The sequence below is a fragment of the Terrisporobacter muris genome (genome assembly GCF_024621905.1).
GTDB lineage: Bacteria > Bacillota > Clostridia > Peptostreptococcales > Peptostreptococcaceae > Terrisporobacter > Terrisporobacter muris.
Genome location: NZ_JANKBY010000076.1, coordinates 1 through 13,182 on the forward strand (window position 1 = coordinate 1; position 13,182 = coordinate 13,182).

Sequence of the window (13,182 nt, forward strand, 5' to 3'; positions counted from 1 at the left end):
ATACCATAGTCCAAATCTGTTAGTGAAACATCTGATAAAGCTCGGTAAAATCCATTTAATGTATTTGTTATAATCAATGTATCTTCTTTTATATAATCAAAAATATTTATATCTTTATCACCATCTATATTAATTGATAGATTCTCTTCACTTACATGAATATTATATAAACTATCACTATCCCTTGGACTTATCTTTTCAAGTAACTTAATTGATAAATTATTTGATATTACTGACTTAGGATGAGATAACCTTATATCTTTTAATAAAAATTGGACTTTGCGTTCATTGTTAAAATTATTTTCATCTATTTGAAATAAAACATCTATCTTATCGCCTTCTTGAAAATCATCAGCTAAATAAGCCATATTAAATCCTACACATTCATAAGATTTTTTATTTTCACAAATTAGTTTTAGGTGTTGTTTATTTTTTCCCATTTTATAAATATTAGTCAGTAATAAATCTCTCATAATAAATCTTGGTGATGGGTTGCTTAATCCAAAAGGTTCTAACTTATGTAAATCGTCTACTAATTCTAGTGTCGCACTGTCTTCTTCAAGTTCATATTCAACTTTTATATTTTCAATTAAATCTTCTTTACTTAAATTATAATCTGCTATTTCGTTTACTCTTCTTCTTAATTCTTCTATATTTTCTGCATTTAAAGCTAATCCTGCTGCCTGCTCATGTCCACCAAATTTATTCATTAAGTCTTTGCAACTTACTAATGCATCAAATATACTAAATCCTTTAATAGATCTTGCTGAACCAGTTGCTTCACCATCTTCTATAGTAAGTAATATTGTAGGTTTATAATATTTTTCTGTTAGCTTAGATGCAACTATTCCTATTATTCCATGTTGCCATCCTTCTTTCGCTACTACAAGTACCTTGTCATCTTTATACTTTTCATCACTTGCTAAAACATCTTCAGCCTCTTTATACATCTTACTTTCTATCATTTGTCTTTCAATATTTTTTGATTCCAATATATTTGCTATTTCTTTTGCTTCATCTTCCAAATCAGTAGTAAATAGTTGTACTCCTAAATATGAGTATCCTAGTCTACCAGAGGCATTAATTCTAGGGCCTACTGAATAACCTATGTGAGATGACCCTATTTTGCTAGTTTCAATACCACATACTTTAATCAGTTCTCTTAAACCTAAATTTTTGCCCTCTTTCATTAGTTTTAAACCATTTTTTACAATTATTCTATTTTCATCTATAAGTGGTACTATATCACATATTGTTGCTAGAGTTACTATTTCTAAATAATCAAACATAGATGTCTTAAACTCTTCTTCATCGGTTAAAGCTTGAATCATTTTAAATGCTACCCCGCATCCACAAAGCATGTCAAATGGATAATTACACTCTTCTTGTTTTGGATTTACTATTGCATAAGCATCAGGTATATCACTTTGGCACTCATGGTGATCTGTTATTATAACATCAATTCCAAGCTCATTAGCTAATTCTACCTCTTTAACTGATGTTATACCACAATCTACTGTTATAATAAGGTCACAGCCATCATCGTTTATTTTCTTTATTGCCTCTTCATTTATACCATATCCTTCTTCCAATCTATTTGGAATATAATATTTCACTGGAAAACCTATAGATTTAAAGTATATATATAGAATAGATGTAGAGGACACTCCGTCTACATCATAGTCACCATAAATATAAATTCGTTCTTTATTTTCAATAGCTTTCTTTATTCTATCTGTAGCCCTCTTCATATCCTTCATTAAAAAAGGATCTCTTAAATATTCTAAAGATGGATTCATAAAAATTTCTGCATTTTTTTCGTCATTTATACCTCTATTATTTAATATTTGGCTAATTTCCGAGGAAATATTTATTTTCTTACTCAAATCTGTCGTTTTAACTTTTCCTTTATGTTTTAATGTCCATTTTTTATTATATATCAAAAGCTCTCACCTCATATTTTCTTTGTACTTATACTTAAATATTATAATATTATTAACTTATATGCCATAATCTAATACTAAAAATTTTATCGCAATAAAAAGGAGCAATTCATATATTGCTCCTTTTTACTTTATATAATTATTATTTAAATTATAAATTACTTATGCTTTTTACCCATTTCTACATAATGTAAAGCTGATTTTTTTAGGCTTTCTTTTTCTTCATCAGTTAATTCCCTTATAACCTTTGCAGGTGATCCTAATAATAAAACTCCTGGTGGGAATTTTTTACCCGTTACCAAGCTACCTGCTCCAACCATAGTAAATTCTCCAATTTCTGCATTGTCAAGGATAGTTGAACCCATTCCAATTAAGCTGTAGTCACCTATTTTACATCCATGAATAATAGCCGCATGTCCTATAGTTACATGTTTGCCGATAACCGTTGCTTCTTCTTCTCCACAATGAACTATAGTTCCATCTTGTACATTTGAATTTTCTCCAACTATAATTGGACTATCATCACCTCTTAAAACTGCCTTATACCAAATACTTGCATTTTTTTCGACTATAACATTGCCTATTATGTCAGCAGTTTCTGCTACAAAAACAGAATCATCAATAGTAGGTTTTATCCCTTCAAACCCTTTTATCATTTCTATTCTCCTTCCAACATTAATTTTGCTTGAATCATTATAGAACATTCAGTTCTTTTCTTTTGCATTTCACAACCTAATTCATATGGTTTTCTAATATCATTATTAAAGTTTATTGCGTTAGCATGACATCCACCTGAACAGTAGAATTTATTCCAACATTTTTTACAATCTTCTTTAGAGTAAACATGAGCATCTCTAAACATATTACTTATTTCCTGAGGTATAACTATCTCCTCATCCATTATATTAGCTAATTTAAAATCATCATTTCCTACAAACTGATGACATGGGTATATGTCTCCATTTGGTGTTACTGCTAAGTATTCATTTCCAGCACCACAGCCAGTTATTCTTTTTATCACACATGGTCCTTGATTTAAGTCTATTACAAAATGGAAGAAAGTAAAATCATCACCATCTAACTTTCTTTTTGCATACTCTTTTGCTAATTTTTCGTATTCATTAAAGACTTTTTCCATGTCTTCTTCTCTTAATGCATATGGATTACTTTCATCTCCAACAACTGGCTCTACTGATGTTAATTCAAATCCTTCATCAGCAAAATGAAGTACATCTTCAGAGAAATCTAAGTTATCTCTAGTAAATGTCCCTCTAATATAATAGTATTTATCTTTATCTCTTTTTTCTACTAACTTTTTAAATTTAGGCATGATAACATCATAACTTCCCTTATCATTAACTGTCGGTCTCATGTTATCATTTATTTCTTTTCTTCCATCTAAACTTAATACTGCATTATGCATATTTTCATTTATATAATCAATCTTCTCATCATCTAATAATATTCCATTAGTAGTTATAGTAAATCTTATGTTTTTATTATTTTCTTTTTCAACTTTTCTACCATAAGCAACTAATTGTTTTACTACATCAAAGTTCATTAGTGGCTCTCCACCAAAGAAGTCTATTTCTAAATTTCTTCTATTCCCTGAATTAGCGATAAGATAATCTATGGCTCTTTTACCTGTTTCAAAGCTCATCATTTCTTTTTCTCCACCAAAATCACCTTGTGAAGCAAAGCAGTATTTACATTTTAAGTTGCAGTCATGTGAAACATGTAAACATAATGCTTTTACTACTTTTTTTCTATTTACAAAGCTTGGGTGAGTTTCATATGTATCTTCTGTAAATAAAAGACCTTCTTCTTTTAAAGATTTTACCTCTTCATACGCTTCTTCTATTTGTTCTTTAGTATAATCCTTATTTAAGGACTCTACTATTTCTTCCATAGATTTTTCTTCAAATAAATCTACAAGATTGTACGCAACATCATCTAATACATGAACACTTCCTCCGTTCACATCTAAAACAATATTGTATCCATCCATGGAAAATTTATGTATCATACTCATAATATGTCCTCCTAATTTTTAATACTCTTATTATATACCTATCATAAAATATATGTAAATTTTTTATAAAAATAATTTATATACAAACAAAGTGAGGGTATTACCTGTAATACCCCCACAATCTAGAATAATATTATTTAAATTATCTTTCACACTCTTGGTTTGCAACTGTACAAGAAGTTTTACAAGCAGATTGACAAGATGTTTGACATTCTCCACATCCACCTTTAACTGCACTTTCTTTTAACGTAGCATTTGATAAAGTTTTTATATGCTTTTTAGCCATTTTACTACCTCCTGTTTCTGATTAACTGCTAATAATTATACCATAATTTATCATATTTTGGAACTTATTTGAAGTTTACACCTAATACTCCGCCTATTCCTCCAGCTATGGAGACAAGTATTGCTTTATATAGTATTGTAATATCAAATATGTAATTTTCTTTAGCTAAGTAAAACATAATTATAAGTAATATTATGTAAGATATACCTACTATAAAACCATATATAAGTCCCTTTTCCTGTATATGTTTACAAGCATAAAACCCACCAAAAGCTGCTGAAATTGTGGTTATAAATGAGGTAACTATTGAAACTGAATCTGCAGATACACTAGTATAAGTCAATAATAAGTTATAAACTAATAAAACTATTAATGTGATTATGTAAGCATAGCCTAGCCCTTTTAATATATGTATTGTTTTGGTCATAAAAAAACCTCCCCTCGAAATATATATATTCCTTAGGGAGATTTAAAATTACTAATTATTAATTTTCTTTTTTCTCAACAGAAGCTATAGCCCATTTTTTAAATGGCATTTTAGTTCTATTTGGTCCTACTTCTAGAACAACAAACTCATCTTCAACTTTAGCTATAGTTGCTAACATTCCACCTATTGTAGTAACCATTTGTCCTACTTCTAGACTTGATCTTAATTGATCTAATTGTTTTTCTTTTTTTCTTTGAGGTCTTATGAATAAGAAATAGAAAATTGCAAATAACGCAACCATATAAACAATAGATATTATCATGTTTTTATCCATAGTTTTCACTCCTTCATATGTTTATTACTTCTTTAAATAAAAGTATAATAAACATTATAGCTCAATTTCATTATAATTAATACCCATATTTGGCGAAAAATTCATCTTTGAAGTCTAATAATCTATCTTCCATTATTGCTTGTCTTACATCTTCCATTAATTTAAGTAAAAATCTTAAGTTATGTGTAGATATAAGTCTAGCTGCAAGTATCTCATTTGCTTTAACTAAATGTCTTATATAAGCTTTTGTATAGTTTTTACAGCAATAGCAATCACACTCTGGATCAAGTGGAGTAAAGTCTCTTGCATATTTAGCATTTCTCACTACAACTTTACCTTGACTAGTCATCGCAGTACCATTTCTCGCTATACGAGTAGGAAGTACACAGTCAAACATGTCTATTCCTCTTATTACACCTTCTAATAAATCATCTGGTGAACCAACACCCATTAGGTATCTTGGTTTATCTTCTGGCATTAGAGGTACTGTATAGTCAAGAACTTCATACATTAAAGGTTTAGGTTCTCCAACACTAAGTCCACCAACTGCATATCCTGGTAAATCTAACTCTAAAATTTCTCTAGCTGATTGCTCTCTTAAATCTTTGTACATACCACCTTGGATTATTCCAAATAATGCTTGGTTTTCTGTATTTTTATGAGCTTCTTTACATCTCTTTAACCATCTAGTAGTTCTTTCTAATGAATTTTTAACATATTCTCTATCCGCTGGATATGGAGCACATTCATCAAATGCCATCATTATATCTGAACCTAAGGCATTTTGTATTTCCATAGCTTTTTCTGGAGATATGAAATGTTTAGATCCATCTATATGTGATCTGAAGTGAACTCCTTCTTCAGTTATTTTTCTAAGTGGTCCTAGAGAAAATACTTGGAACCCACCACTATCTGTTAATATTGGTCTATCCCAGTTCATAAATTTATGAAGCCCACCTGCTTCTTTCACTAAGTCGTGACCAGGTCTCATATATAAGTGATATGTATTACTTAATATTATTTGAGATCCTATTTCTTTTAATTCTTCTGGTGTCATTGCCTTTACTGTTGCTTGAGTTCCAACAGGCATAAATATTGGTGTTTCTATAACTCCATGCGGAGTGTGTAATCTACCAAGTCTTGCACCACTTTGTTTACAAGTTTTTATAAGTTCATATCTTATTGCACTCATGTTTATTCTCCTTAATACTGTCATTATATTCTTAAAATAGAAACTTAACTATTAATCAGTTCTGTATCTTGTTTTTCTACTGAAGTTAATACATCTTTATTTGATGTTCTAGAATTATATACTCTACTCAAACTTATAGATTTTTCATCTGATGACATTAAATACTTTCTTATAGCAAATAATGCAGCAATTGCTATCACTCCTAAAAGTAAGTCTATCATTCCTGATGCTTTTGGAAGTAATATAAGCTTTCTTGCTATGGCATATAATAATACTTCTACTAGAACCCCCGGTATATGTAAGGACAGCATAACTACTAATTCAACACCTATTACTAACAACAAAGCCTCTGCTAAAAAACCATTTAACTGGCTATATTTCACTGGATGGCTGAAATCAACAATATATGCTTGATAAACGCTCCTTACTAAATCCATCATCCCCAATAATACAAGGATTAATATTACTATAGATAATGCTGTTTCAAAATTCTTTGATAGTTTCAATAATCGCTTGTCATGTTTTTCAATCATAATATATCCCCTTTATTATTATTTTATAAACATTGCATCCCCAAAACTAAAGAATCTATAATGATTTTCTACTGCACATTTATATGCATTTAATACATTTTCTTTTCCAGCAAGAGCACTTACTAACATTATTAGTGTTGACTCTGGCAAATGGAAGTTTGTAATTAGGTTATCTACAACTTTGAACTTATATCCTGGATAAATAAATATTTTTGTCCATCCTGATGCTGCTTTCATTCTTCCATTTTCATCAGCTACAGATTCTATAGTTCTAGTACTTGTTGTACCCACTGTTATTACTCTATTACCATTTTCTTTTGCCTTATTAATTTTATCTGCTGCTTCCTGTGTAACCATATAATACTCAGAATGCATATCATGTTCTAAAACATCATCTACTTTTACAGGTCTGAAAGTACCAAGTCCAACATGTAGAGTTACAAAAGCTAAGTCTACACCCTTGTCCTTAATCTTTTGTAGTAATTCATCCGTAAAATGTAAACCTGCTGTCGGTGCTGCTGCTGATCCATTATGCTTAGAATAAACTGTTTGATATCTTTCTCGTTCTTCTAATCTTTCTGTTATATATGGTGGTAGTGGCATATTTCCTAGCTCATCTAAAACTTCTTCAAAAATACCTTCATACTCAAATTTTACAATTCTAGCTCCATCATCGCCCATTCCAACAACTTCAGCTATAAGTTTTCCCTCACCAAATGAAAATCTTGTACCTATTTTAGCTCTTTTACCTGGTTTAACTAAAGTTTCCCAAGTATCATCTTCATTTCTTTTTAAAAGTAAAAACTCTATTTTTCCACCAGTTCCTTCTTTAGAACCAATTAGTCTTGCAGGAATAACTCTTGTATCGTTCAATACAAGACAATCTCCTGGATTTAAATAATCTATTATGTCTTTAAAAATTTTATGACTTACTTCACCTGTTTCTTTGTCTAGTACCATTAACTTAGAACTTGATCTGTCCAAAATAGGTACTTGAGCAATTAATTCTTCTGGTAAATCAAAATAAAAATCGCTTGTTTTCAATGTTAAACGTCCTTTCAAAAATATATTACCTTAAACATACAATTACCATGATAACAAAAAATCCAATTTTTTTCTACTATAAGAATTCGTACATTTATATGTGTAATACTATTATTCTACTTTTCTGGATAATTTATATTTAAATGTTTATAAGCATTTGGCATAGCTATTCTTCCTCTTGGACTTCTATTGATAAAACCAAGTTGAAGTAGATATGGCTCGTAAACATCTTCTATTGTATTTCTATCTTCTCCTATAGAAGATGCCAAGGTATCCAATCCTACAGGTCCACCTTTAAATTTATTTATTATTGTTAATAATAATTTTTCATCCACATAGTCTAATCCTAAACTATCTACACCTATCATTTCTAAAGCTTGGTCTGCAACCTCTGATGTTATATTCCCGTCCGCCCTAACCTGTGCATAATCTCTAACTCTTTTTAGCAGTCTATTGGCTATCCTTGGTGTTCCTCTAGAACGTCTGGCAATTTCCATTGCTCCTCTATGTTCAATTTCTGCACCTAATATATTAGCCGATCTTATTACTATATTTGTTAATTCATCAACTGTATAGTAGTCAAGTTTGCATATAACTCCAAATCTATCTCTAAGTGGGTTTGTAAGCATACCTGCTCTTGTTGTCGCTCCAATAAGGGTAAACTTAGGTAAATCAAGTCTTATACTTCTGGCAGATGGACCCTTACCTATGATTATATCTATACAATAATCTTCCATGGCAGGGTATAGAACTTCTTCTACACTTCTATTTATTCTGTGTATTTCATCTATAAATAGTACATCATTTTCATTTAAATTTGTTAATATTGCTGCCAAATCGCCTGCTCTTTCTATAGCTGGACCTGATGTTATTCTTAGGTTAACACCCATTTCACTGGCTATAATACTTGCCAGAGTAGTTTTACCAAGACCAGGAGGCCCATATAGGAGAACATGATCTAGTGGTTCATTTCTACTCTTTGCAGCTTCAATAAATATAGATAATTGTTCTTTAGCTTTTTCTTGTCCTAAATAATCTGCTAAAAATTTAGGTCTTAAATTATTTTCTATATCCACATCATCATTTTGCATGCTTGATGTAATTATTCTATCTTCATCTTCAAATCCGTACAATTAACTTCCCCCTTCCTTTATTATCTTAAAGATTTGCTCATTAAATAACTTAATGATTTTTTAATAATATCCTCTGTATTTAATCCATCTTTTTTACATTTTTGTACAGCGTCTTTTGATTCTTGTAAAGAATATCCTAATGCTACTAATGCATCAACTGCTTCGTCTTGTGAAACTACGATTGGCTGACTAGTTAATAATGTTGCCTCAAATTCCACATTATTTTTGTCTATTTTATCCTTAAGCTCTAACACTATTCTTTCTGCTGTCTTTTTACCTACTCCTGGAGCTTTTGATAATTTTGCTATATCTTCGCTTAGTATATATGCTCCAATTTGTTTTGGTGAAGCAAAAGATAAAATTCCAAGCCCTACTTTTGGTCCTATTTTTGAGATAGATGTAAGTAGTTCAAACATTCTTAATTCTTCTTTATCATAAAATCCACAAAGGCTCATATCATCTTCTTTTACTATGAGTTTTGTATAAATTTTACACTCATGTCCTAATTGTACTTTCATTATAGTATTAGCCGAAGCATTTATTTTATATCCTATTCCATTGTTATCAATAACAACATGATCTAAACTAATTTCTTCTATAATTCCCTTTATGTAGCTATACATAATTTTCTCCTTTTATTTCATACCTATATTTTTTAATGTCTTTTCTAATTTATTCGCATGTGCATGACATATTGCCACAGCTAATGCATCGGCAACATCATCAGGTTTTGGTATTTCTTTTAAGTTCAGCATTGAAGTAACCATTTGCTGTACTTGATATTTATCCGCCCTTCCGTATCCAACTACACCTTGTTTAACTTGTAATGGTGTATATTCATAAATTGGCTTATCATTATGTGAGCATCCCAGTAAAATTACTCCTCTAGCTTGAGCTACTGTAATTGCTGTTTTTACATTTTTATTGAAAAATAACTCCTCTACTCCAACTTCATCTATATTATAATTTTTTATTAAAAGGTCTATGCCTTTATAAATTCTCTCTAATCTTTTTGTTGTGTTCATAGTTGATGGAGTAGTTATTGCACCATAATCAATAACTCTAAATTTATTATTTTTATATTCAATTATTCCATAACCTACTATAGCTATTCCTGGATCTATTCCTAATATTATCATAAAACTCAAAACCTCCTATGAAGCTTTATACAAAACTTATGTTCTTTAATATTATACCATATGATTGCAAAGTTAGAGTAATATGAAGCATTATAAAAATTTCCATATAAGTTTTCATTGCCTAAAAACTAGACTAAATCATTTTTAAAAAAATTAAATACCCTCATATAAAATTTTATATAAGGGTATTTAATATTTTTATGTAAAGGTATTAAGGATTAGCTTTCAAAGTTTTCTAATCTTGTATAAGCGTCATCTTCACTATTTACTAATATTCCTGATGATAATTCCTCTTGTACTGATTTTGGAAGAGAGTCTACAGATATATCAGTTTTCTCTAATTCTGTTTTTACTCCGTCCTTATCATATTTATATACATATACAAATCCATCTTTTTCTTCTATTGAATATTTATTTGCTTTTGAAGGTTCTTTTGCTTGTGCATTACATAAAATAATTTCATATTGATTCATACTTGCTATTTCTTTATTTGGATATTTCTCTTTAAAATAAGACACTATTTCATCTTTGCTTTTATCTAATAAATCCTTTGGTATGGTCCCAAGCATCTTTGGACTTTCATAAGTACCGCTGCCTGTTATTTGTCCCTGTACCCAAATTTCACAATCCTTATTAAGATTAAATACTTCTTTTGATTCTGTTTTTGCTTGAAGAGATTGTCTAGCTTGTTGGGTCTCTCTAACTTGTATACCAATACCTACTCCACAAGCTAAAACAATTACTCCTAGTAATACTAAAGTTGGTACTTTCCATGAAAATTCTTTTTTCTTTTCGAACATAAAATAACCTCCTTACTTACGTTATTTTTTATATGATGTATTTCCTTCATATTTTAGGAAAAAATAGTAACTTTTATTAAGATATTTTTGTCTCATTTGCCTAGTTTTATACATATTATAGAGTAATATTTTATTTTTAATATTTGGAGGCGATTTCATTGGACGAAAACAACAAAAATTTGGTTAATAGATTAGACTTTATAGAGTTTAAACAAAATATAATTTTTTTAAAACCTCCCCAACATAGCACACAACTTTTCTATGACCTTACATTAGAAGACTTTTTAAAAATTAGAGATTTTACTAAAGAATATTCATTAACAATAGAAAGTGATAAACTTGCTTCTTTGAGTGATTTTGAAAAGAAATTAATTAATATTTGGCAACCGGCAAAATCTTACCCTTTATCAGCATCTTTGATTGCTCGAGTTTTGATGGGAAAAAATTTATATGCTAAGTTAATATCTTAAATAGTTTTCTTAATTTAATAAGTGTAATTTTTTAAGCCATCTCTTAAACTAAGTCTTGGCTTTTATTTCTATTTTTTGACTTTTATTTCTATAAAATCAAAAAATATACTATGTAAATTATTCAATTTTTAAATTTTTAATATCATATTTTTTGTAAATTTAGTCCATACTAATTATTGATTAATTAAAAGGAGGTTTATTATTATGACACTAGTAGGTTGTAATGTTAATAACTGCGCTCACAATACCAATGGTACTTGTTACGCAAATAAAGTATCCGTAAATGGCAAAAAAGCAAGAACTAGTAACAATACTTGTTGTAGTTCTTTTGTAAGTGAGTCTAATTTTAGTAACTTTTCTAACAATGCTTTAGATGGTAGTCAATGTAATTCTCTAAGTTGTAACGTAAAAACATGTGTAAATAATGCAGGTAATATTTGTGCACTGAGAGATGTTGCTATAACATCTAATGCAGATAGTGCAAACTTATCATCAGAAACATATTGTGGAAGCTTTAGATGTAAGTAATTAAAATAATCTTTACATAGAAAAAGATTGGAACCTAAGTTCCAATCTTTTTAATCTTCCATTAAATCTTTATATAAATCTTTATCTTCTCTATTCAAATAAACATACTTAGTGATTATTTTTTCATCATCTTCATATTTATCTATCACTCTTATTGTATGATCCTCAGTTGCCACTGTAATAACCTCATTTTCATACTCATCAAACATATTATTAATAACTCGTCTCAATTCTCTCATACTTCCGTCAAACAATTCTAAAGAGTCTATACTTACATAGTGTTCTCTTATTCCGCCCTCAAATGTAGTCATTATAAAATATACCTTTTTACAATACTCACAAGATGCTATTACTTTCTCATTTCTTAATATGTAAGCACCTGCCATTCTTTGTTCTGGTTTCATTTTAAGCTCTGATTCACTAACTTCTTTAAATAAAACTTTTAACTTTTCTTCTTCCTTGCAATCACATATTTTTCTTTTTAAATCCGCTTGTGTTAAATACTTTGTAACAGTAACCATATTTATTATCTCCTATATTTTTATTCAGAAAAATAAAGGCACTAAGCCTTTATTAAAAATTTTATCTACATATACAAGGCATTACTACTTCTCCATAAATACATATTCCGATACTTCTAAATCTACCTCTCTATTATTCTTAATTAGTTTTGTTAAAAAGTTTTCTGATTTAATAATTGATATAGCATCATAATAGTTATAGTTTCTTGTTATGTTTTCTTTTATTTGAGGATATTTTTCTTCTATAAAATTTACTTTTCCTACTTCGTATTTATCTCCATTTATATCTGATAAATGTTTTAAATTAAATCTATATGTACTTCCACATTTAGAACAAACAGCTATAATATCACTGTTAATTTCCTTAGTAGATTCATTTTTATTTTCAACCATATTCGCATAGCAATATAATATTCTATATTTTTTACATTCTGAACATTTACATATCTTCTTGTCTAAATCATTATTGTAAATATATTTTGGTGTGTACAACATAAGTTTTACCCCTTTCTATTTTCCCATGATTTTAATTTCATACTCATAACCTGTGTATATGTAGCTCTTTATAGATGTAAAAAATTCACTTTGCTTATGTCGTTTTCCCTTTTATAATATTGTATCATCATCTTTCATATTTTTAGGAATATTTTGTAATTTTTTTATTATTTTTATTCATAAAAAAACTAGATATTTATTATATCTAGCTTTTTACATTATAAATTCATTAATATTTACTTTTATCATTATTTCTTTCCTCTTCTTTAATTTTATTATGGCAATATATACACTCTTCTTTTACT

The 13,182-nt window shown here is 29.0% G+C and carries 17 protein-coding genes; 2 read left to right on the forward strand and 15 right to left on the reverse strand.

Features of this window, described 5'->3' with window-relative positions:
* The 13 genes from recJ to NSA58_RS08150 all read right to left on the reverse strand — a co-directional run.
* Positions 1–1,943 (reverse strand): single-stranded-DNA-specific exonuclease RecJ (recJ, locus tag NSA58_RS08090; RefSeq protein WP_257560381.1); only part of this gene is annotated, 1,943 nt, incomplete at its 3' end.
* Positions 1,944–2,101: 158 nt separating this feature from the next.
* A complete protein-coding gene (locus NSA58_RS08095) occupies positions 2,102–2,599 on the reverse strand; it encodes a gamma carbonic anhydrase family protein (protein ID WP_039679457.1) in 498 nt (165 codons plus the stop codon).
* Positions 2,600–2,601: 2 nt separating this feature from the next.
* A complete protein-coding gene (gene scfB / locus NSA58_RS08100) occupies positions 2,602–3,975 on the reverse strand; it encodes a thioether cross-link-forming SCIFF peptide maturase (protein WP_039679456.1) in 1,374 nt (457 codons plus the stop codon).
* Between the two features lie 142 nt (positions 3,976–4,117).
* The gene (gene scfA, locus NSA58_RS08105) at positions 4,118–4,261 is read right to left on the reverse strand and encodes a six-cysteine ranthipeptide SCIFF (protein WP_074079436.1); all 144 of its coding nucleotides are present in this window, start codon (positions 4,259–4,261) and stop codon (positions 4,118–4,120) included.
* A 64-nt stretch (positions 4,262–4,325) separates the two neighbouring features.
* Entirely contained in the window at positions 4,326–4,688 is a 363-nt protein-coding gene (locus NSA58_RS08110; protein WP_039679455.1) for a TIGR04086 family membrane protein, read from the reverse strand.
* A gap of 58 nt (positions 4,689–4,746) precedes the next feature.
* Positions 4,747–5,022: a preprotein translocase subunit YajC gene (yajC, locus tag NSA58_RS08115; RefSeq protein ID WP_039679454.1), complete on the reverse strand. Its 276-nt coding sequence runs from the start codon at positions 5,020–5,022 to the stop codon at positions 4,747–4,749.
* Positions 5,023–5,098: 76 nt separating this feature from the next.
* Positions 5,099–6,214: a tRNA guanosine(34) transglycosylase Tgt gene (gene tgt / locus NSA58_RS08120; protein WP_039679453.1), complete on the reverse strand. Its 1,116-nt coding sequence runs from the start codon at positions 6,212–6,214 to the stop codon at positions 5,099–5,101.
* A gap of 44 nt (positions 6,215–6,258) precedes the next feature.
* Positions 6,259–6,747 carry a phosphate-starvation-inducible PsiE family protein gene (locus NSA58_RS08125; protein ID WP_039679452.1) on the reverse strand — a complete coding sequence of 163 codons (489 nt, stop codon included), beginning with the start codon at positions 6,745–6,747 and terminating at the stop codon, positions 6,259–6,261.
* An 18-nt stretch (positions 6,748–6,765) separates the two neighbouring features.
* A complete protein-coding gene (gene queA / locus NSA58_RS08130) occupies positions 6,766–7,791 on the reverse strand; it encodes a tRNA preQ1(34) S-adenosylmethionine ribosyltransferase-isomerase QueA (protein WP_039679451.1) in 1,026 nt (341 codons plus the stop codon).
* A gap of 116 nt (positions 7,792–7,907) precedes the next feature.
* Positions 7,908–8,924 (reverse strand): Holliday junction branch migration DNA helicase RuvB, encoded by a 1,017-nt coding sequence (ruvB, locus tag NSA58_RS08135; protein ID WP_139045019.1) that lies wholly within the window; start codon positions 8,922–8,924, stop codon positions 7,908–7,910.
* Positions 8,925–8,944: 20 nt separating this feature from the next.
* Positions 8,945–9,547: a Holliday junction branch migration protein RuvA gene (ruvA, locus tag NSA58_RS08140; protein ID WP_039679450.1), complete on the reverse strand. Its 603-nt coding sequence runs from the start codon at positions 9,545–9,547 to the stop codon at positions 8,945–8,947.
* 12 nt (positions 9,548–9,559) lie between these two features.
* Positions 9,560–10,063, reverse strand: a complete 504-nt coding sequence (ruvC, locus tag NSA58_RS08145; protein ID WP_039679449.1) for a crossover junction endodeoxyribonuclease RuvC — start codon at positions 10,061–10,063, stop codon at positions 9,560–9,562.
* A 218-nt stretch (positions 10,064–10,281) separates the two neighbouring features.
* Entirely contained in the window at positions 10,282–10,863 is a 582-nt protein-coding gene (locus NSA58_RS08150) for a hypothetical protein (RefSeq protein WP_039679448.1), read from the reverse strand.
* A 158-nt stretch (positions 10,864–11,021) separates the two neighbouring features.
* On the opposite strand from NSA58_RS08150, the gene NSA58_RS08155 reads away from it, so the two are divergent.
* On the forward strand, positions 11,022–11,333 hold the full coding sequence (locus NSA58_RS08155; protein WP_039679447.1) for a hypothetical protein: 312 nt from the start codon (positions 11,022–11,024) through the stop codon (positions 11,331–11,333).
* A gap of 204 nt (positions 11,334–11,537) precedes the next feature.
* Positions 11,538–11,861, forward strand: a complete 324-nt coding sequence (locus tag NSA58_RS08160; RefSeq protein ID WP_039679446.1) for a DUF1540 domain-containing protein — start codon at positions 11,538–11,540, stop codon at positions 11,859–11,861.
* A gap of 50 nt (positions 11,862–11,911) precedes the next feature.
* Here NSA58_RS08160 and NSA58_RS08165 read toward each other — a convergent pair whose 3' ends face one another.
* Entirely contained in the window at positions 11,912–12,382 is a 471-nt protein-coding gene (locus NSA58_RS08165) for a hypothetical protein (RefSeq protein WP_074429480.1), read from the reverse strand.
* A gap of 84 nt (positions 12,383–12,466) precedes the next feature.
* Positions 12,467–12,877, reverse strand: a complete 411-nt coding sequence (locus tag NSA58_RS08170) for a hypothetical protein (RefSeq protein ID WP_039679444.1) — start codon at positions 12,875–12,877, stop codon at positions 12,467–12,469.
* Positions 12,878–13,182: the final 305 nt, after the last annotated feature.

Coding starts and splice junctions, on each gene's coding strand:
- NSA58_RS08095 (WP_039679457.1), bottom strand. CDS start 2,599: ATGATAAAAGGGTTTGAAGGGATAAAACCTACTATTGATGATTCTGTT.
- scfB (WP_039679456.1), bottom strand. CDS start 3,975: ATGAGTATGATACATAAATTTTCCATGGATGGATACAATATTGTTTTA.
- scfA (WP_074079436.1), bottom strand. CDS start 4,261: ATGGCTAAAAAGCATATAAAAACTTTATCAAATGCTACGTTAAAAGAA.
- NSA58_RS08110 (WP_039679455.1), bottom strand. CDS start 4,688: ATGACCAAAACAATACATATATTAAAAGGGCTAGGCTATGCTTACATA.
- yajC (WP_039679454.1), bottom strand. CDS start 5,022: ATGGATAAAAACATGATAATATCTATTGTTTATATGGTTGCGTTATTT.
- tgt (WP_039679453.1), bottom strand. CDS start 6,214: ATGAGTGCAATAAGATATGAACTTATAAAAACTTGTAAACAAAGTGGT.
- NSA58_RS08125 (WP_039679452.1), bottom strand. CDS start 6,747: ATGATTGAAAAACATGACAAGCGATTATTGAAACTATCAAAGAATTTT.
- ruvA (WP_039679450.1), bottom strand. CDS start 9,547: ATGTATAGCTACATAAAGGGAATTATAGAAGAAATTAGTTTAGATCAT.
- ruvC (WP_039679449.1), bottom strand. CDS start 10,063: ATGATAATATTAGGAATAGATCCAGGAATAGCTATAGTAGGTTATGGA.
- NSA58_RS08150 (WP_039679448.1), bottom strand. CDS start 10,863: ATGTTCGAAAAGAAAAAAGAATTTTCATGGAAAGTACCAACTTTAGTA.
- NSA58_RS08160 (WP_039679446.1), top strand. CDS start 11,538: ATGACACTAGTAGGTTGTAATGTTAATAACTGCGCTCACAATACCAAT.
- NSA58_RS08165 (WP_074429480.1), bottom strand. CDS start 12,382: ATGGTTACTGTTACAAAGTATTTAACACAAGCGGATTTAAAAAGAAAA.
- NSA58_RS08170 (WP_039679444.1), bottom strand. CDS start 12,877: ATGTTGTACACACCAAAATATATTTACAATAATGATTTAGACAAGAAG.